Origin of the sequence: Pseudomonas sp. WS 5503, from assembly GCF_012985385.1 — a bacterium.
GTDB lineage: Bacteria > Pseudomonadota > Gammaproteobacteria > Pseudomonadales > Pseudomonadaceae > Aquipseudomonas > Aquipseudomonas paracarnis.
Map to the genome: position 1 here is coordinate 64048 of NZ_JAAQWI010000010.1, position 20216 is coordinate 84263.

Sequence of the window (20216 nt, forward strand, 5' to 3'; positions counted from 1 at the left end):
GTTGCCTTACTGAATTTGAGCAGATGCTTGCTGCCAATCAATCACGTGCTGCTGAGAGACTGCAGGCGTCCAGTTGAAGTCGATCCCGGCGCTAGGAAATTCCTTGGCCAGTACGGCACCAAATGACACTCTGTCAGCACAGTGGTCTTGCTTGCAGGCCTCAGCCGCGCCAGCGGTATACACGCGATACGTAGGAACGGCGCGACCGTCTTCGAGCGCCAGGAAGGGTGTCATGTTTGCCGCCGGCAGCACGTACCACTGGCTCTCCAGTTCAGCATCAGCCTGTACACGCCCCTTACGTGGGAAGTCGACCTCGTAGAAGTCGCCGCTCTTTCCAGTGACGTGAATCATCATCGGCACAGCGGACTTTGAAGAGCTCGGGTCCTGCATTGCGATCGGCGATGGGAAGGTGACTTTAATACCAGCCATCTGCGCCAGCGCCTCAGCCTCCCGACCTTCGAATTCCTTCATCCCGGATTTGAGTTGTTCGTAACGCGCCAAGACGCGTGTGTGCAGCTCTGCCATTTGCTGCTGCAGACGACGTACTTCTCTCAGGCGGATCTCCTCGCGACGCAGGGCGAAGTTATTCCCTTGGCGAGCATCGAAGTAAAACTCACCACGGTTCTCGCCCATACGCGTTTTGAGAATGCTGTCTTTGGTTTCCGACGCGTATCCCTCGGGGTAAAGCGCTTCGAAATTCTTGGCGAAGAAGAGGTTCGACAGGCCGACGGTCGTTGGCGACGTTGCCTTCACCAATTGGTAGACCTCAACCACAGCGCGCTTCAACTCAACCGCATCAAGAGCAAATGCCTCATCTGCAGTGATCACTACATAATACGGATCACTGGAGAACGGCGACAGGACACGGTAGTTGGGGCGCTCAAAGGCCAAATACACCTTCATGCTACGCGCATGCAGTTCACCCAACTGAAAGAGTGCTTGGTCTGCCCGGCTATTCAGGAATGAAAGCGCCTTGCCTTTCACCGCTGGGACCAGTGCCTGGTTGAACATCAGACCGCTCGGGTGCACGGTTATTTTTGACCAGGTATCACCGCGATAGGTGTTCGGTACCGCCCAACGCAATTTGTCATAGGACCCCTCGGCATAGCCCGATGCAGAGCAAGGCATGGCGGGTGTCGACGCAAAGGACAGACTTGGATCGGACTCATCAGTTACCGACTTACTGATAACCCATTTGCATCCACTTCCGTCGGTAATCCCCATCAGGTTCCGGTTGTCCAGCACCAATGAGCGGCCGAAGTCACCGGTAGGAACGGCGGCAACAGCGGCCGGCGCTTCAGCTGGAGCGGCAGGCTTAGGGGGGGCGGCTGGAGCTGACTCCACAGGTACTGTGGCCACGGCAGCTACAGGGGCAACCGTCACAGGTACTTGAGCCACCGGCACCGGTTGCACTGGCACGGGTGAAGCCTCTGGTGCTGGTTGTGGTATCACAGGTGCCGTTACAGGCGCTGGGGCCGGTGCAGCAACCACAGGCGCTGCACCGGCAGGCTCAGTAGGCGCAGCGACGGCTGGTAGTACAGATGCAGCCGCCACAGCTGCTGGTGGAGTAGGAGGAGAAGCCACGGGGGCTACCGAAACAGCGGGCGCGGCAGCGGCCGTAGCGGCAGTCGGTGAAGTCAGCGTGGCCAGGCCCAGATTACTCGCATTGCCCGCGCCGGTGGCGTAAACCGCCCCCTTTGCGTCGACTGCTTTCCAGGTGACCTGGGCCGTCGGGCATTCCTGGCCAAGAATATACGGGAGCTTCGATAGAAGCGTGTTCAGCGGCTTCTGGTCATCCCAAGTTGGGCGCTGCATGGTGATGGCCACTTCTGGTTTGCACCAGGATGTCGCCTCACCATCAACGTTCACCTGGATCTGTTCTGTCTTCGAGTAGGCGAGCTGGTGTGCCCAGGCTTGCGGCGCGATGCCGCAAGCACCCACTACAAGGAGAGCGAGTGCGCGGTTTTTCATGAAGATCCCTTAGATGAGTTCCCAGGTGCCGTTGGCTTGTTTGCAGAAGGTGTTCTTCTCCTGCACAGTGTTTCCGTCGGCCGCTTTGAGGCTCACGGTCACCGGCCGGCAAGACGTTTCAGCAGCGACCTGCTGAGTTGGCAACGTCGGGATCGAATCGAGATCGAAGGCCCTTGTTTCTTTGTCAACAGCGACGTTCATCTCGTCCAGGTTGGCCGCGGACTTCACACGCTTCGCAACGGCTACTGATTTTGGTTCAACCAAATCTTTGTGGACGTAGCCGACAGTTACACCCTTGCGGCCGACAAGAATCCAGTCGCCTGTCGAACCAACGGCAGTGAACTCGGTGCCAGGTTTCAAACCACCCACTTTGTCTGCGCCTTTTTCAGGCGCGGCGCGCACATTCGAACTACTTTTGGTGACGTACTGTTCGTTGATGAGCTTCATCGAAGGGACGGCGACGATCTTCGGAGCACGTTTCACTTCAACCGTTTTGGTTTGGGTGAACTCTTTGCCCTGAACGATCTCCGCCGACGCGCCAGAATGGGCCGATGTCCAAGACACGGGCAGACTGGACCCGCTCGGCGACGCGTTCAATGCATCTTGCGTGCGTTGTGCCAGAGCCTGCTGATCCTGCTCATCGAGTTTTGCACCGATTTTGTTACCGATGTAACCGCCCAGTGCACCGCCGACAAGGGTTGCCACGATCCGTCCGTTGCCTTTCCCGATGAACTGCCCGATGACAGCGCCAGCAACGACACCCACTGCGGTACCAGCCTGTTGCTTGTTGATACCCAACTCAGCGCAGCCAGAGGTTGATGCTGCGATGGTCAATGCCAGTACTGAAACGAGAAACTTTTTACGCACGGTGACTCTCCCTTTGTGTAGGTCACTCTGCTTTCAGCAGAGGCCTTGTAATGTTGTAAAGCATTGCTTCTGAGGACATGGCCCAATGGAAAACGGTGGCAAGCACAACTGGCTGTTTGCCCAAGCTCCTGAACGCATCTCTATAACCGGGGCTATCGACAATTGCGTTGCCAACAACGAGAGGCAGCATAACGATCGAAATCACGGCGACCGGTCGAACGAAGCGAATTCGCCCGGGGAGGCTTCGAAGCGCCTCAACACCCGAGATGATCAAGACCACTAGACTGATGCCGCCGAAGAACAACCCACTAAGAAGGGAGAAGGGGATAAACCACATATTCTTGAGGACGTTCAAACCTTCAGCCCCGTGGATGTCGGTGTGAGCGACGTCATAGGCCATGTTGTCGGCAATGCCAGGCAGATAAGCCTGGTACTGCTCTCGCGTAGCCAGAAGGTTCATGCCCTTCACATAGAGAGGACCGAGTTTGGTCTTCGCCATGTGGCGAACCTCGGTGGTGTTGGCCAGAGCATCTCGTGTCCGCACACCGGGATTGATTGACCGGGCGTACTCGTCAATGGTCGGCTGGTATCCCAGATCTTCCCCTGCATTCGGCCATTTGATCGGTCGCCACTCACTCCCCGAGATGCCTCCCGCACGAAAACCTTCAAGCTGTGCATACGCCCTGCTGATGTCACTGATTGAGGGCACGACAGTTTCTTGCAAGCGCTCGTATAACGCGTCTCCATTACGGACGGTGTAGCCACGAAAAACAGCAGCTGAAAAGCCTTGGAAGTTCCTGTCGATGCGCTCGACGTAAGAGCCTTGAACACTCATCAGAACGCCGAGGTTTGCTATAAAAGCCTTCCCCTCTCCCTGATCCTTGTAAGCCTTATAGGGGATCTGCGGAATAGTCAGGGAGTCATAGAGCAATCCCTTTTTGGTGACGTATGCGTAGAGGCTACTGACCCGTAGCGAGCCGGGGAACTGCTCTGCGATCCAATCCGGTGCCGCACCCTGAAACCACCACGTCAACGGCGTAACGACAAGTGTCGATGCTCCGAGCCAAACCCACAGCACCCTCCCCTTGCCTTGGTATCGTCGATAACAGATTCGCCATACCAGCAAGCACATACTCGTCGCCGCCAGGATCTGGCTATAGGTCTCAAGGACTTCGAGTTTTCGGAGGGGGATATCAGCGCCAGCCATGTTGAGCAGTTCGGCGTTGAACAGCAGACTGCAGATCAAATAAAGGGCGTTCAAAACCACAAGTGCGATTAGCATCCAACGGGTCCTTGTCAGAAATTAAACGCCAGACCCTGGATGATGAGGGGAGCGCAAATAGATGTAGCATATTGCCATCTAGCAGGAGACCGCACCACTCAAAATGCCGTGTCGAATTCCGGTGCAGAACGCCGGGCAGATGTTTTTGTTTCCTACGAACAGAACTTAACGGGACTGAGAGGACTTTCAATGTCGCGCACAACATTCCCTCTCGTACGTTCCAAACTTGGGTTTCAGACGGTGTGTAAATGGAGAATGGATGTCTCGGCGGTCGCCGGCGGCCAAGCCGTTAAACTGCATCAATGCAATCAGCACCAATGAGGGATGTTTCCCCATTGGCCGGCCTTCGCGCTCAAACAACAAAAGCGCAGCGCATGAACAATGCGTTACGAAAACCCATGGAATAGGCGGCATGAATTGAATCAGTCACTCAAACCCGGCGAGAACACAACGATCTTTTCCTCCCAAGGGCGGGTGGAAGTTACCCATGCGGCAGGTAACAACCTAGACGTAACCCTTACTGCGTTTTTGGTCACCGACACTGGCAAGGTAGTGGATGACAGCGGCATGGTTTTCTTCAATGCACCCGAGCACTCTTCAGGGGCGGCGACATTCGCGCCCCCGATCGCTCGTGGCGACACGGTCAGTCACAGCATCAGCTTCGACTCGTCTCGACTCCCGGCAAACATCACGAAGATCGCAATCACTTTGACGCAAGACGGCAGCGCCGGCGGCTTCGAAGCAGTCAAAGACCTTCGCGCTATCGTCATTGCCGGGGACCAAACCCTGGAACTGGCACCTGAGCCCTTCTCACAAGAGACGGGCATCATCGTGCTTGAGTTGTACGTCCGGAACGGCCAACTCAAGGCACGCTCTGTATGGCAAGGTTTCGCCTCAGGTCTTGCCGGACTCTGCGGGTTTTATGGCATCGAAGTTGAAGACAATGCATCCTCCGCGCCGGCGGCGACACCTTCACCGCCTCCAAAGCCCGTCAACATCGCCAAGACCGTGGTTAAACTGGACAAGCCTGGCAGCAGCCACAAGGTGTCCCTCGAAAAAGGGCCGTCCGCTCCAAAGGTAATTCGGGTCAGCGCAACGTGGGTTGATAACGGCGACGGATCTGACAACGACGACCTCGATCTTCGAATCGGCATCCTTCGTCCTGATGGGCGAATGTCCATCATCCAGGCACCTGACAAGCGTGGGGCCTTTGACGTCGATCCCTTCGTTTTCCATACCGGTGACGTAGTCAGCGCCAGCGCCTCCGCTCCTGGTATTGAAACCGTCGAAATTAACCCAGCAATCTCGCAGCTCATGGGCGGTAAGGTAGCGCTGGTCTGCAGCGTTTATTCAGCGGTAGATAACGGTGCGGTTTCGGTGGCATCACTGAAACCTAAGATGCGGATGGAATACGGCGACCAGGTCGTCGAGTGCGCATTCGAATTCAAGGCTGGCGGTTTCTTCAGTTCAATGATTTACACTTTTGTTATCGGCCAAATCGAAATCCATGATGACCACATCCTTTTGAGCCCATCCGGAGTTACCTCCAAAACTGGCAGTGAAGCCACCCCCTGGCTGACTCGGAAAGGTGACAAAATCGAACTGACCATGGACGGCCCACACGTATTTAAAGGGCGCCCAATCGCAAGGAGCGGCAAAAAGCAGTACGTCTAAGCTTTCGTGTTTACAGGCGCTTTGAGCAGATCCATGCTTGACCAGTACTCCCGCGACGGCACACGGCCGCCGCGGGATTTCTTTTTTGGTTGTATGCCAGCATCATCTGCCTCATCAACTCATGTTGAATCGCCCCGCGCCCACGAACAAAACAGTTCTTACCATAGGAACTTCCCGCTGCGACCTCACTGGCCTTATAAGACTTGCAGGAAGGTCGAGCGCCGTTAGGTTTAAGCCGACGGATAAACCAGCCACCCGTGCAGAACCGGCTGTTTCACCATGGCCACTTCATCATCAGGCGCTCTAATCGTCACAAGGAACCATGCATGCAGATCACCCAAGGCCAGCGCATGCCGCTGGCAAATATTGTTCCCGGTCTCTCCCTCACTCTCTCGGTCAACATCGAAAGCCCCGGCGTCATTGACTTCGTCTGTTTCGGTGTCGACGACCAAGGCAAGCTTTCTGACGATCGCTATATGGTCTTCTTCAATCAGCCTGTCACGCCTTGCAGCAGTGTGAAGCTTGCCCCGGGCGGCCAGTTTGAAATTAATCTAGCCACCCTGCCCGCCTCTATCGAACGTTTGGTCTTCACAGCCTCTATCGATGGTGCCGGGGCCATGAGTGACATCCGGAATGGCAACTTCAAAGTAATCAGCCCCACTGGTGAGACAGGAGCGACCTGCGCGTTCTCAGGGCTCACATTCACAACCGAGAAAGCGGTAATGATCGTTGAGCTTTACCGAAAGAATGGGGAGTGGCGGTTGGCCTCTAACCTTCAGGGGTTTGCCGAGGGCTTGGACGCTCTCGTGAGGCATTTTGGCGGCGAAGTTACTGAAGAGGCGGCACCGGCCCCATCTCCCTCCACAATCTCTCTGGAGAAGCGTGTAGCTGCTGTCGCGCCGGAGCTGGTCAGTCTGGCCAAGAAGGCACAGGTTAGCCTCGAGAAAGCCTGCCTGGTTGGAATGAAAGCTCGCGTTTTGCTCGTGCTCGACGTCACCGACTCGATGAGAAATCAATACAAAACCGGCCGGGTGCAGGAAGTCCTAAATCGACTTGTGCCAATCGCCGTCGCCCTAGATACAGACGCTGAACTTGAGTGCTGGACATTCGCCGAACGACCATTGCGACTCTCACCTGTGAAACTGAACAACTACCAGAACTTTGTCGAATCCGACAACAGCGGCTGGACAAAGTGGGACGTCGGTCGGCGCTACAATGATGAGCCGAAGGCGATCCAAAAAGTGATCGAGTCCTTCCAAGCTTCCAAAGACAAAACCCCTATGTTTGTGGTTTTCATCAGCGACGGTGGCGTGTCTGAAAACCGCAAGATCACGCAACTTATGGTGGATGCAGCGAAGCTGGGAATCTTCTGGCAATACGTTGGTTTAGCAGGCCGGAATTACGGCATTCTGGAAAAACTGGACACCATGCCCGGGAGAGTCGTGGACAACTGCGGATTCTTTGCCCTGGATGACCTGCACGACATGACGGAAGAGCAGTTGTACGAACGGCTGATGCAGGAATTTCCGATGTGGATCTTGGAGGCAAAGCGCGAAGGAATCATTCGCTAATCTTCTCCTGCCCTGCCCCACACCGCGGCGGCTCTAGCCGCCGCGGTTGTCTTCAGTTCAAGACCGACATATCCATCGGCGTCACCTCAACAAAACGCGCAGAGCGGTCTAGCTTTACCACTGCGCCACACGCGATCAGGGTCGCTGCAGGATCGATCGCATCCAGACGATTAAAATCAATCGCATCCCACTGATCTCGGCCTACCAAGACCGAGAGCACGTACTGATCATCCACCGCACCGGTAGCGGGGTTGTTACGCTGAATGTAGCCCGACACCAAGATCTTCTGGATCGCCGGCAGTAAAGCAAATACCTCTCCTACAACTCGAAACAGAGAGCCATAGCACAATGCGACAAAATCCCTACGCACCTGGGCATCCGAACGATTCTTAAAGGTCAGCTTGCCATTTCCTCTGGCTTCAGCGCTGCGTTGCGGGATGTCGCCCTCATCAGGTAAATCAACATCGAGCGCGACGCCGGTAACGTCTTGTGAGAACTCATAGGCCACTTGGGTTTCTTTTGGCCAGGCAATGCCGCTCAACACATAGTCCAGAGCGCGTTCCATCTGAGCACTGAAGCCCTTTGCCGCCAGCCGGAATGCTTTCTCGATTTCGGTGCGTTCAAGTTCATGGGCGTCCCGCGTGGCCTGCCAGTTCGCGAGGTCTTGTCGATACTGCTCTTCCGCTGACTCGGCCTCACGCTCAATCTTCGCGCTGCGCAGCAGCATTCGATCCATCAAGCCTGGCGTTTGCTGAGTAGGCCTCGTGGGTTCTTCAATGGCGAAAGGAGCTGGGATTACCGGCATGGCCCCCGGCCGTGGCGTCAACAGGTGCACGCCTAGGCAGGACTCAAGATCCTGGTTGACCTTATCCGCTGCTTTCGTCAGCAAGTCCTGAATGGAATCGGCCATCTCGGATTTGACGCGTTTGATGACAGCAGCCGGCAACTCGATGTCATCCATGTCCGTAATCAACAACGTGCCATCTTCGTTTACCTTGACCTTTACCTGGCCCGAGTATTCGCTTCCGGCGGGCGCCGACTGAGAATTACTTGATCTACTGGGCCGGTCGATCCTTTCACGATATGAAAGCCCGGTACCGGGCAAACCCGCATTGAGATAGGTGCCATTGCGGCCCATCGTCATACTCAGACCACGGGGCCCAATAGAAGTACTCACCCCCTTCCCACTGATGTTAAGGCGTACGCCAGGCACAATCGTGATTCGCTTGCTGAAACGAAATCCCATGACTACTCCTTGATCCTTCTTCCTGGATTCTTTGTTGTTTGAAATGCCGGCTTCGGTCGGGCCCCTTAGACTGGCCCGACGTCCATTTACATCGGGGGCACGCATGTGGCAATAGCGCGACCTCCGATATGTCACTTATGCTCGTCCGGCTATGTAATCGTCGATCGAACTGAATTGCCGATTCCGGCACATCCAGCCTGAGAGGAATACGAATACGGTCGTGGCAAGAACTGCCCAGCCGCGCCGCCGCCGGGCCTCACTTTTGGTTCGCGCACCACCGCACAGCAGGAGGGCCATCATCAGAAGGTAGAAGGTCAGCAGAATGACCTTTGCGAAGAGGGATAAAAGGAAAAACCAGATGCTGTTGCTTCTGTACGTTTGGATAAGCACCTGCAATGACATAAGACCACCAAGGACACAGGCAGCAATGATGGAGTAGTTGCGTGGTACCTCGAGCCAGGCGCTCGCGACGAAATACGCACCAATCCCCAAGATCGGAGTCAAGGTTGTCCAAAGCGCGTCGGTGTAGTCCTGATAGATCGTAATGGTCCCCTGACGGTGCAGGTAAATGCAGACCAGCAGCAACATTGCCATCACGAACAGGCCAATCTTCAAGTTCAGGATCGCTTGATGATCATCCGTGGCATTTCGCGGGGCCGCCGGCTTCACCACGGCGGGGACCATTGGAGAAGTAGCGGTCTTTGAAATCACATTCGTTTCAGATTGATCAACCCGGGTAGCGGCAACGGAGGTTGGCGCTTTAGATGGCTGATCAACCCTGGTGCGTAATAGAACACTGAGCCGATCAGTCATCGAAGCGGTTAAGCAACTGGCGGTCTTGCAGTTGTCGCGCAGACGCAACCAGTCTCGTTGATCTTGACGGACCTGGGCCTTGTGCGGCGCTGCGTCTAAAGCGCGGACATATTCGGAGTTCATCTGCTCATCCAGACGACTGAGTGCAGAATCTGTGCAAATCGATTTCTCAGCAAAGCTTGCAGCTTTGGTGCAATCAAAGCTGGTGGCATTGGAGTGGGCTGATACCAGGGAGAGCAACATGACGAAAAGGCCAGAGCCGATGTTGAATCGCGACATATTCGATTTTTCCTTCATTTTGTTTGCTCCAGCGTTTCGCCAGAGCCCTGCCTAGCCGCACTCGTATGCACACGGCTAGGTGCCTGATGCCTGGCTCTTACTTACGACGTTGGGGCTTGAAGAAATGTCGTGCCGTCCCACTTGTAGTTTTCGGTGCTCTGAACACTCGGGCAGCAATCCGCATCATCCGGACCGACGGAGAGAACCGTCAGTCTGACGGTTTGGGGATCAACTACCTGAATGTCCTGGACACCATTGCCGACTACAGCTTTTCCACGGAAGTCCCATCCTGCCGAGTCGCCAATGAACGCGGCAAGGGTTTGGAAGTAGCCATTGCCGCCACCTTGACCTTCGATCGTGTAAAGCACTACGGCATCCTTGATGCCGTCGTTATTTAGGTCAGCAAACTTAACCTGACGGCCCTCTTTGTATTCATCCCCGCCATCCCGGGCGATTTCACTCGCGATCATCCGATCTGCAGATGCAGCAAGGTCGGATGGCACTAATGCCTGAACAGTCGACTCGGCGGCCTGTGCTGCTGGTTCCGCCGGCTGGGCAGTCGGGGTGACCTGAGCCTGAATCGGTGCCTGAGGTACCTTGCCTAACAAGATTGCCTCAGTCTCAGTGATTGGTTCATTAGGCTTAGCAGATGCTTTGCTCGCGTGGACACCGGAGCTGATCTTTTGAAGCACTGCAGCACTTAATTCTTGCATGTCTGCAATGTCAAAAAGTTGGTTGCGTGTGTTGCCGAACGGTTGACCTTCACCCAGGAACCATCGTGCAAAAAAACCTGGACGCTTGTTTTCCTGTTGATCGACCAAGTGGTCAATTAGCTCATTGGCAGTTTTTGAGAAACGATCAAATCCATCTTTGCCGACGACTTGCACAATCGAGTCCTTCTCCCGCTCGATGTTGCTTCGCGCGAGCTCGAGCATGACAATGTTCGTGTCGACCAGTTTGCTTTCGCACTCGTTCGTATAATTTCCAAGGCATGCCTGCCTGTATTCTTGAACTGCATTGTTTGCCTGGAAATCGTTGTAGGCTCCGCAGCCTGACATAGACACCAAAATACCTGCAGCTACAACCCCACGAAACATGCCCATCCAAATATCCTTTTAAACCCGAGAACCGGTAGACTGCCGTGGCGATCGCCAGCAGTCGCTCCTAGTGATGAAGTAGTCGAAACCGCCTACAGGACCAACTCCGTGGTGTTTCTGTAGGCAAGAAAAAGCCCCCGTTTCGCGGGGGCTTTCTCAACCCTTGCGGGTTAGCCGATGTTCACGCCCATCGATTTAGCCAGAGGCGCCAGGCCACCAGCAAACCCTTGGCCGATTGCCTTGAACTTGAATTCGTCGCCATTGCGGTACAGCTCGCCGAAGATCATGGCGGTTTCGGTCGAAGCGTCTTCGCTCAGGTCGTAGCGCGCCAGTTCTTTGCCGTCAGCCTTGTTCACTACACGGATGTAAGCATTGGCAACCTGGCCGAAGCTCTGCTTGCGCGCTTCAGCGTCGTGAATGGTCACTGCGAAAACCAGCTTCTTCACAGCGGCAGCCAGACCGTTCAACTTGACGGTGGCTTGCTCGTCATCACCTTCGCCTTCGCCGGACTGGTTGTCGCCCATGTGTTCAACAGAACCATCCAAAGATTTCTTGTTGTTGTAGAAAATGAAGCTGGCGTCGTCGAGAACCTGGCCACTTTCACCCAAGATAAAGATCGACGCGTCGAGGTCGAATTTGGAGCCGTCGGTAACTCGCGCGTCCCAACCAAGACCTACAGTGACTTCGGTCAGGCCTGGGGCCTCTTTAGACAAACTTACGTTCCCGCCTTTCTGCAGAGATACGGCCATTTTCGATTCCTTTACATGAGGTAAACAAGGCCTTGAAATCAAGGCCAAGTAAACAAAAAATAGTTTAATTAATGACTAAATTTTAAAAATTCATGCCGTAGTTATTGGCCAGAGCTTTCAAGCCGCCGGCATAACCCTGGCCAACAGCCCGGAATTTCCACTCGCCGCCGTTGCGGTACAACTCAGCGAACACCATCGCAGTTTCAGTCGATGCGTCTTCTGCCAGGTCGTAACGAACGACTTCCGCATTGGTCGTATCGTTAACGATGCGAATGAAGGAGCCGCCGACCTGACCGAAGCTTTGCTTGCGTACTTCTGCATCGTGGATGGTAACGATGAAGACCACTTTGTCCACGTCGGCCGGGATGCGGCTCAGGTCTACCTTGATTACTTCGTCGTCGCCGTCGCCCGCACCAGTGCGGTTGTCGCCTGTGTGCTCAACCGAACCGTCAACGCTTTTCAGCTGGTTGTAGAAAATGAAGTCGGCTTCCCCGCGTACTTTGCCATTTGCGCCCAGCAGTAGCGCACTGGCGTCCAGGTCGAACTCAGCACCATCAGTAGCACGCGGGTCCCAGCCCAGGCCTACCAAAATTTTGGTCAGGCTCGGGTCGGTTTTGGTCAACGAAAGATTGCCACCTTTCTGTAGGGTCAACGCCATGGGTATTACTCCTTGTGGTATGGGCTATTACTCAGCGGTTTCAGTTTGAGCTTCTTCCTTGCCTGGAAAGACAAGGCTTGCAACTACACCAATCACCAGTACAACCATAACGATTAGCAGGCTGGTGTTTGCATCGATTGTGTAGCCATGGTGAAACATGTGGTCGGTAGCGTTCAGGCCGAGTTTAATGGCGATGAAGAACAGCAGGGCGACTACAGATTTTTCCAGGTGAACCAGGTAGCGTTTCAGCGCTTCGAGCACGAAGTACATGGTACGCAGTCCCAGGATCGCAAACAGCATGGCAGAGTAGACGATCAGGGGCTCACGGCTAACGGCGATCACCGCCGGCACAGAGTCAAACGCGAACAACACGTCAGAAACTTCGGCCACTACAAGACAGAGGAACAGCGGCGTCGCAAAAACTGTTCCTTTTGCTGCCAGGGTCATGCCTTTATTCTCAGGCTTCTGGAGTTCGACCTCTAGCTGCTTACGGCTGACGAAGAAATTATGGCCGTGGAGTTTCGGCCACACAGGGAACAACTTCTGTGCGAAGCGGTAAGCCATGTGCTTGGAGTAGTCCTCTTCCTCTTCATCATCGCCGCCGGCGCGCAGCATCATAACTGCGGTCCACGCAACGATCACGGCGAACACGATTTCGACCCATGGACCGAAAGCCAGCAGACCGGTACCAATGGCAACGAAGATGCCGCGGAACACGATCGCGCCAATGATGCCCCAGTACAGCACGCGGTGTCGCATGCCATCCGGCACTTTGAACCATGCGAAAATCGCCATGAACACAAACAGGTTGTCGACGCTGAGAACTTTTTCGAGGGCGTAGCCAGTTACAAACAGGCTGGCGACCTCCGGGCCGTGCTGTACGTATAAGAAGCCGGCGAACGCCAACGAGATAGCGATCCAGAAGATCGACCAAATCGAAGCCTTAGCCAGGGAAATTGGCTTGTCACCGCGGTGAGTGACCATGTCGAGGAGAAGCGCGCCGAGCGCGATCCCCACGAATACCGCCATGGTCAGCGGAGGGAAACCGATGTGAGTGTCCAAATTACCGCTCCTTAAAGTTCAAAATCAGCTGGGTTAAGGCCCAGCTCAAGGCAGACCAAGCGGCACGCTGCTTTTTCTTTGTCATCGAAGTCGCCGTCAGACGCACCAATGGCGCAGCCGACGCGAACCAAGAGGCGGGAAGCGCCAGCATCGTTCTTGATCTTGCCGATAACCTTCAGTGCTTCGGCCTGGCCAATCTGAAAGTCGAACTCAAACTTTTCGCAGTGTGCGTTGAACGCCTTGATTACGTCGCCCATGTCGAACACTTTCAACTCAGGCGAGTTTTGAATGAAACCGGTCATCTTCTGTTTTTCTTCAGAAGAGATACCACCTGACGCAGCCGAGATGAGCGCGCAATTCGCAGTCATCGCATCAAGAAACTTCTGGTTCTTGAACTTTGAAACTTCAGTAGTCAGTGCTTCACGCGCTGCAACAGCGTTTTGTTTAAGCCATGCAAACATGTTGTGTTCCCTCAAGGGCGGGGTCGGCAGACCCCGCCAGATTCTCTATTTGGAGCCTGCGCGCCAGTTCATGCCCCAGCCGTAAGCTTTGTCCATTACTGCGTGACCTCGATGGAAGTCCACACGCCGAGAGACCTTAACGGCGCCGTTCACATTTTCAAGCATCGCAATGGCACACATTGCGTCACGACCACCCTCTTCATTGAGACGGACCTCAATTTCGGGTTGGCCAGGGATGAAAATCGTCACAACACCATCGGTTTCTTTCCAGTTCGGAGCACCTTCATAGATGAAGGCGAATACCAAGATCCGGCGGATGTCACTCCACTTCGCCCCGTTGATGTGCAGCCACTCACCACCAGCGACAGAGCCCGTACGGTCATCACCCATCAATTGGATGAAAGGTTCCTGGGTCAGGCTGCCGAACGATCTTCCGAGGGCTTGAACAACCCCCTTCTCGCCGTCTTGCAGCTCGTACAGGCAACCAACGTCCAAGTCGACGGATTGGCTTCGCTTAAAGAAGCCGCCCGAGCTGCCTTTGTTCCAGTTCAAATTCACCTTGATTTCGCCGAAACCGGCTGCCGTCTTTTCAAGACTGATAGACGATCGTGTTTTATCGAGGGTGACCTTGTTCAGACTAATCGTAGATTTAGGGGGCGCGGCCGGAGCAGGCGGCGGCGTTTGTACCACTGGCGCTGGGGCAGGGGCCGGCGCTGGTGCGGCGACATCTACACCGAAGTGCTTGGCCAACGGCTCAAGTCCGCCATTGAATCCCTGGGCCACACAGCGGAATTTCCAGTCACCATTTCGGCGATAAAATTCGCCGAGGATGAGTGCTGTTTCCTTCATGCCGCCAGTAGGGATTTGAGCTTCGATTCCTCCTGTCACCACAACCGAAAGTTGTGACACACGCTCAAAGCTTGCCTTGTTTTCGTAGATAGTGGCAGTAAGGGCCACTTTCTCAACTGAAGACTCAAGACGACTCGTATCGAGGGAAAACACTGCGCGCCCGGCCGAGGACTCGGTCAGTTGAACGGCGCCACCCAGAATTTGAGGCTGGCCATAGAAACACATGTCGCCATCGCCTCGGACTTTGGCCGAGGCGCCCAGTGCGAAGGCCGAGACGTCAATGTCGGCCCCCGGGATTGGCGTGTAATTGATATCAACGCGAAGCTGGCCGCTGGCAACCGGCGCGTTACCACCAGGTACGAGATTCGCCATTAGCGCAGCGCCTGAACGGCCAGAGTGATTAGGTCGTCGGCAGTTCGGCCATTCGTCGTCGTACCGATTGCCTTGAATTCCCAGTCGCCATTCTCGCGGGTCAGGCTCGCCATGACGATTCCGGTGTGCCCACCTTTTTCCGATAGGTTGAAGCGAGCTAGCTCATTGTTGTTGCTGCCATTCACAATACGGCAATAGGCCTTTTCGACTTTCTCAAAAGTCTGTCCCGTAAATGAGTTTACCGTAAAAATCAGATACTTGACGGAGGCAGGCAAGCGCTGCAGGTCGACATTAATGGTCTCGTCATCACCATCGCCTTCGCCGGTACGATTGTCACCGGAATGTTTGATCGAACCGTCCTGAGACTTCAGTTGGCGAAACCATACCAGGTCGATTTTTTGGTAATCGCTGTTCAGCAAAATGCAGGAAGCGTCGAGGTCGATCTCGGCACCGCCACCAAACATCTTGCCGAGGAAACCGCCCGCCTTGACTGGGTCCCAACCCAAACCAAGGCTGATGCTGGTCAGCGAACTGCCGGCCGTTTTAGCCAGGGAGATGGATTGCTGTTTTTGCAGGGTTAGTGCCATGGTTACGCTCCTTGTTGGTCATCAGTGTTCGCGTGTCGATCAGGGTTGATCGTCACTTGCAGGTTGGCTTGCGCGACATTGCGCACACCCGAATTCCCGCTTCTATTTGCCCGCAGGCCTAGACGACGCCATGCGGGATGAAAGTGTCGCCAGTGTGCTTCTTGGGCCGCAGCCAACAATTCGAAATCGCCGCGGGTATCACCCCATGCTTTAACCCGGAACAGGTCCAGTGGCCCGTACACAGCCTCAAGCCTGAGTACTTTGTTCTCGCATCTGCAGTTGTTGCCAGTCATGCGCCCGGTCAACAGACCGTCTACTACCTCAAGCTCGGTGCCGATCAACTTGATGCCAAGTCGATCCGCAAACGGCTTGAGAACCAACGCTGGGGACGCGGAGCAGAGAGTAACTACTGCTCCCGCCTCTACTTCGGCGGCGACAGATTTTAAACCTGAAGGGCGCATGAGCTGTCCCCAAAACAACCCGCAGAATTTCACGGCCTGCTCCTGCACCCATTTCGTTTCTACGCCTGTGAGAAACGTGCTGATCAGCTGTGCTTTCAACTCATCACGATTCAAACGCCGAGCCAGGTATCGAACGCTTGGCAGGGCAAGCCGCAAAATACGTCGATTGAATTCCCGGGTTCCAAAGGCAAACTTCAGGAATGGAACAAAGCTATCGTGCCGGGTCAGCGTGCCGTCGAAGTCAAAAACCGACAGCACATGACGCCTTTGCCCGCCAGCATCGTCATATTCCATTGTCATCCCACGGCCTCGGCCAAACGGATAGGGGCCTCAATGGGTCCTACATCTGCTTGCCGAACCCCGTGCCACTTCGCTCGTTCAAGGATGTTGACCGCCCACTTGTAATGGGTCGCAGGTTCGCACATGGCATCGTTGTGCTTGAACACTGCCGGAGCAGCGTCACTGACAATCATCTTCGCGCAGTTGAGGTCTTCGAGGCTTACGCGCAACGTGTCCTGGATCGTGCTGATCTGCGATGGATGAATCGCCGTCTTCCCTACCAAGCCATGGGCGATGTCGAGTTCAAGCTCCTCCATCAGCAAATGCGGTGTCGCGAGTTGCTCGAACACTGGTGCCGTCAGTGCGAAACCTTGGGACCCCATGACGCCTGCCAACATTGGGATCACGTAGCCCATTGGGGTGCTATAGAGCGTTGTTGCAGGATTCCGACGAAGTCCAAGACTTCCCATCAGGTCGTTCCCACCGATACGTAGGGCGATAATCCGCTGATTTAGGTTCGCCTTCAGCGCCTGGCCCAACTCGACCATTGCACCAGGGTTGAACACGTCTGTGGTTTCCAGCGTCGGCATAAGGTACAGCGCCGGGTTTGTAACGGCGTGTTCCCATTCCCCGAGGTTGCGCAGGGTCAATTTCGGCACAACGAACCCATCAACGTGGGCCATCAACGACCAATCATTCAGCACAGCAGCCATCACCGAGTCTCGGGGACGAACAAACAGCAGTGGACCATCGGACGGACGCCCACCACGCTCGTTGATTGCGGTAAGCAGTCCATGCAGATTTCTCAAAGCCGTGTCGACGTCAATCTCCGCGACCGCATCCTCAAGGCACACGACCAAAGAACGCAGTTCTGGCAGTTTTGTGCGGAAAACCACATCCAGCAGATCCGGACGTGTGGCCGGCATGTAGAGCGTTGCCCCCAGGGCATAAGGAGAAAGGACTTTCATCAGCTCACACTCCGAATGATGGTTACCGCCCGGTAAGGGCCTAATGCAGCACCCACTTCTTCCACAGCGACCCCAGCGCCCTCAGTCAGGTGCATGAGCAACTGAACATCACTGTCGCTACGGCTGCGCACCAAGACGTGATCAGGTACGCGACGCAGTACCGCGCGTGTTGCTTCGGCAATACCAGGCTTTACTCGATTGAGATTGGTAATGCCGAACTGGGAGGCCAGCGACTTGACTAGGTGCGAAGCTGCACCCTGCAGTTCAAAACGCTGGGTATCGGTCCATGGAGAGGCTTGAGGAGCCGTCCCCAACGCCTTTCGCTTCTCTTCGATCTGCTCGATGAACTCGCGGGTGACATCGTGCTCACGCAGATGGTCATAAACCACACAACCATGCAGGCCTCCATCTGCGGGCCATATGGAGCGCGAAACCAGACCAGACACCGTCGCACCAAGGATGCCGGAGGGGATAACCCAGTCTTCAGCCGACGCGGACAACCACGCCCGGCCGCAGGGATCTGCCAGTACTACAAGCCGGGGTTCCTCAGGGAAGCGCGAGTCGCCATTGAGGCTGCGCTGAATCTCGCCAGAGATTGCGCCCTTCCCTGTCCAGCCATCGACGAAGACGATGTTCTCGGAACCATGTTCCTGAATGATGGCCTCGAGGGCGACTTTGTCGATCCCGCGATCTCGGACAATGCTGATTCCGTAGTGGTGCGCATCTCGACCCATGTCGAGCAGGGCCCGACGCAATAAAACGCCGAGCGGCAAGCCAGCACGAACGAACGACACAAGAACAATAGACGGGCCCGTGCATGCCTCGCTCAGCGCCAGCGCCAGGGACTGAACGTCCATGGCCATGCGGGTACCGTTTTGTTCGAGTGCGCGCTCGTAGAGGGCTTTGTGCACGTCAGTCGGCGCACTCTCAAGGCTGATCATTTCGGAGTAGTGCTTCTGCTTCGACTGAATCAGACGCTCCTTCTCCAAGACATCAGTGGTCTCCATCTGAACGGCCTGCAGCAGGAACTGAACATCATCTGCTGCATAGCTGCCGCTCCCCACGGTAACCAGACCCGCAATGGCCTTAGTCATGGACTTTCCCTCCAACGAGCTTGGCCAATTGGCTACGCGCTGGGGTCGCCCACATATGGCACTCCTGCATGAAACCGAGGTCAGTGATGCTGTCCCCAAAGCCCAACACCGGACGCTCACCATTGGCCTCACGATCACGGCGCAACAATTCTTGAACAGCCACTACCTTCGACAGGCCCAGCGGCAAGAACGCGAGGTTGTTGGAATTTCCGTGGATGTGCATGCCTTCCAATAAACCGCGGGCCTGTACTTCAGCGAGAACCGTTTGCAGGACTTCATCATTGGATTCGTTGTGCTTGGTCACTACGTAGTGGCGCAGGCCTTCTTCCTCGACAACCCATCCGCGCAAGGAAATGCCAAGCTCCTTGCCAATGGCGAGGGTTGCTTCACTGAGGCCTGGCAAGCGAGCCTGATAGTCAGCAAGAACATCGCTCATGCGTGCTTGCCATTCCTCGTCAAGCTTTCCATCAGCACCAAGGATCACGCCGCCATGGGAGCAGACGGCACCGTGCATAAAAGGCAGTTTCACACGACTGAATGCTTCAACGCTGCGCGCTGTAACTGGGACCACGTCGGTCGTGGACAGGAGCCATTGTGCGAGGGAGTGTTGGACCGTACTCATGTAGCCATTGGGCTGACCCTCGATATCGAGAGTCGCAGTAATCCGCTGAGAACCTTCTGGCATTTTGCGAGCAGTCTGGAACAGGGTGTCGTCGAGATCAACCAGGGCGAGGGGGCGCTTATTGACCATCGACAATCACCTCCGCGCTCAGGGATTCAATCAGGGCGGCGGACACAGCCTGCTCAGGTGTTTCCGAGCAAATAAGGACACGATCAAATTGCCCTGGGCTGACATTGTAGAGGAAGTTGGGGATACCGAGACCGTAGTTGTCCGCGAACGACAACGCGTGACCGATGGCATGGCCCAGTGCGATTGGTGAGCGACTGGTCGAACTGAAATGCACATCAGCACCAGCACGCTCCAAGCGCTCGGCGAGCAAAAACGGACGCCAGACGAATTCGCTGGTACCAACCACGAGTACGCGCTCGCCCGCTTTGACCTTCAGATCGAGAGCCAAAGTGTCTTCTACACAACGAATACCATGGCGCCCCCAATCGCTTTCCGCCGACAACGGCCACTCTCCGGGCTCGATGCTACCCACGGCCGGCATTTCCGGCAGCGGCGCATCAGCGTCCTCGTGGAAGGTATACGCCCCCTGCAACAGCGAAACCTGTTGAGCAGAGTCACCGATGGTTTTGCGCACCGCATCGCCGGACCAATCCGTCAGTACGCAAGTCACCACGCGCTCGACCCGAGTCAGGCCGGCATCGACCAGCGCACGGTGAAGATTGATGAAGGTTTTGCCCGTTGAGGCTTCGTCGTCGACCAGCACTAGCGAACGGGCATTCAACATCATTTCCCGAACGTCGGCATCGATCGGCAAATGAATGAGGTGCGCACTGGCGTGACTATGTTCTTCTTCAAATCGGGCGAACAGGTCATTGCCAGTAGGGTGGCGTGTGCTGACCATATAAACCGTGTCCGGGCGCGTCGCGCTGTATGAGCGATGCACACCAGCACCCAGGCCAACTGCTGTTTCAGCCATGCCGATAACGAGTACGGGCCCAGGCAGGTCGTCAGGAATTTGTGCTGCGAGGCTATTGAAGCTTGAATTCATGATCGAAGGCCGCACAGGTATGTGGCGACCAAGTACTTTGGACACGAAAAGAAACGCACGCTTTGGATTACGGCGCTCGGCAAAACCGAACAAGGAGTCCGGGTCGATATGTGTGGCATCGACAGTGACATCGAGACGCCCGCGCATCAGTTGTGCGCTTAGAGCTTGTTTATCTGCGTTGCATTCCATGAAAAAAT

At 55.4% G+C, this 20216-nt stretch carries 19 protein-coding genes; 2 read left to right on the top strand and 17 right to left on the bottom strand.

Translation table 11 applies throughout. The features are described 5' to 3' along the window. Nucleotides 1-6: 6 nt before the first annotated feature. From HBO10_RS23615 to HBO10_RS23625, 3 genes are read right to left on the bottom strand one after another with little or no spacing between them, the layout of a single operon-like run. Entirely contained in the window at nucleotides 7-1971 is a 1965-nt protein-coding gene (locus HBO10_RS23615; RefSeq protein ID WP_169904191.1) for a hypothetical protein, read from the bottom strand. A gap of 9 nt (nucleotides 1972-1980) precedes the next feature. Then, complete coding sequence (locus tag HBO10_RS23620) at nucleotides 1981-2838, bottom strand: SH3 domain-containing protein (protein WP_078465796.1); 858 nt, start codon at nucleotides 2836-2838, stop codon at nucleotides 1981-1983. Between the two features lie 22 nt (nucleotides 2839-2860). Then, nucleotides 2861-4120 carry a hypothetical protein gene (locus HBO10_RS23625; RefSeq protein WP_169904190.1) on the bottom strand — a complete coding sequence of 420 codons (1260 nt, stop codon included), beginning with the start codon at nucleotides 4118-4120 and terminating at the stop codon, nucleotides 2861-2863. 381 nt (nucleotides 4121-4501) lie between these two features. Here HBO10_RS23625 and HBO10_RS23630 point away from each other — a divergent pair, with 381 nt between their 5' ends. Then, nucleotides 4502-5794 (top strand): TerD family protein, encoded by a 1293-nt coding sequence (locus HBO10_RS23630; protein WP_233100536.1) that lies wholly within the window; start codon nucleotides 4502-4504, stop codon nucleotides 5792-5794. Between the two features lie 326 nt (nucleotides 5795-6120). Then, entirely contained in the window at nucleotides 6121-7365 is a 1245-nt protein-coding gene (locus HBO10_RS23635) for a VWA domain-containing protein (protein WP_078465798.1), read from the top strand. A 52-nt stretch (nucleotides 7366-7417) separates the two neighbouring features. On the opposite strand, the gene HBO10_RS23640 is transcribed toward HBO10_RS23635, so the two are convergent. The 14 genes from HBO10_RS23640 to HBO10_RS23705 form a co-directional block, all read right to left on the bottom strand. Beyond that, nucleotides 7418-8611 (bottom strand): DUF4236 domain-containing protein, encoded by a 1194-nt coding sequence (locus HBO10_RS23640; RefSeq protein ID WP_169904189.1) that lies wholly within the window; start codon nucleotides 8609-8611, stop codon nucleotides 7418-7420. A gap of 135 nt (nucleotides 8612-8746) precedes the next feature. After that, entirely contained in the window at nucleotides 8747-9721 is a 975-nt protein-coding gene (locus HBO10_RS23645) for a lysozyme inhibitor LprI family protein (protein ID WP_078465799.1), read from the bottom strand. A gap of 83 nt (nucleotides 9722-9804) precedes the next feature. Next, complete coding sequence (locus HBO10_RS23650; RefSeq protein WP_169904188.1) at nucleotides 9805-10806, bottom strand: hypothetical protein; 1002 nt, start codon at nucleotides 10804-10806, stop codon at nucleotides 9805-9807. 164 nt (nucleotides 10807-10970) lie between these two features. Beyond that, a complete protein-coding gene (locus HBO10_RS23655) occupies nucleotides 10971-11549 on the bottom strand; it encodes a TerD family protein (RefSeq protein WP_169904187.1) in 579 nt (192 codons plus the stop codon). 82 nt (nucleotides 11550-11631) lie between these two features. Beyond that, complete coding sequence (locus tag HBO10_RS23660; RefSeq protein WP_046071045.1) at nucleotides 11632-12207, bottom strand: TerD family protein; 576 nt, start codon at nucleotides 12205-12207, stop codon at nucleotides 11632-11634. A gap of 27 nt (nucleotides 12208-12234) precedes the next feature. Continuing rightward, the gene (locus HBO10_RS23665; protein WP_078466138.1) at nucleotides 12235-13236 is read right to left on the bottom strand and encodes a TerC/Alx family metal homeostasis membrane protein; all 1002 of its coding nucleotides are present in this window, start codon (nucleotides 13234-13236) and stop codon (nucleotides 12235-12237) included. A 44-nt stretch (nucleotides 13237-13280) separates the two neighbouring features. Then, on the bottom strand, nucleotides 13281-13730 hold the full coding sequence (locus HBO10_RS23670; RefSeq protein WP_078465801.1) for a tellurite resistance TerB family protein: 450 nt from the start codon (nucleotides 13728-13730) through the stop codon (nucleotides 13281-13283). Nucleotides 13731-13775: 45 nt separating this feature from the next. After that, entirely contained in the window at nucleotides 13776-14951 is a 1176-nt protein-coding gene (locus HBO10_RS23675; protein WP_078465802.1) for a TerD family protein, read from the bottom strand. Further along, nucleotides 14951-15538: a TerD family protein gene (locus HBO10_RS23680; protein WP_078465803.1), complete on the bottom strand. Its 588-nt coding sequence runs from the start codon at nucleotides 15536-15538 to the stop codon at nucleotides 14951-14953. The genes HBO10_RS23675 and HBO10_RS23680 overlap by 1 nt, the downstream gene beginning before the upstream one ends. A gap of 2 nt (nucleotides 15539-15540) precedes the next feature. Continuing rightward, nucleotides 15541-16299: an HAD family hydrolase gene (locus HBO10_RS23685; RefSeq protein WP_078465804.1), complete on the bottom strand. Its 759-nt coding sequence runs from the start codon at nucleotides 16297-16299 to the stop codon at nucleotides 15541-15543. Next, nucleotides 16296-17246: an HpcH/HpaI aldolase/citrate lyase family protein gene (locus HBO10_RS23690; RefSeq protein WP_078465805.1), complete on the bottom strand. Its 951-nt coding sequence runs from the start codon at nucleotides 17244-17246 to the stop codon at nucleotides 16296-16298. Before HBO10_RS23690 ends, HBO10_RS23685 begins: the two co-directional genes overlap by 4 nt. Then, complete coding sequence (locus HBO10_RS23695; RefSeq protein WP_078465806.1) at nucleotides 17246-18340, bottom strand: cysteine protease StiP family protein; 1095 nt, start codon at nucleotides 18338-18340, stop codon at nucleotides 17246-17248. Before HBO10_RS23695 ends, HBO10_RS23690 begins: the two co-directional genes overlap by 1 nt. Further along, nucleotides 18333-19091 carry a trehalose phosphatase gene (locus HBO10_RS23700; protein ID WP_078465807.1) on the bottom strand — a complete coding sequence of 253 codons (759 nt, stop codon included), beginning with the start codon at nucleotides 19089-19091 and terminating at the stop codon, nucleotides 18333-18335. The genes HBO10_RS23695 and HBO10_RS23700 overlap by 8 nt, the downstream gene beginning before the upstream one ends. Then, nucleotides 19081-20208 (bottom strand): phosphoribosyltransferase domain-containing protein, encoded by a 1128-nt coding sequence (locus HBO10_RS23705; RefSeq protein WP_078465808.1) that lies wholly within the window; start codon nucleotides 20206-20208, stop codon nucleotides 19081-19083. The genes HBO10_RS23700 and HBO10_RS23705 overlap by 11 nt, the downstream gene beginning before the upstream one ends. Nucleotides 20209-20216: the final 8 nt, after the last annotated feature.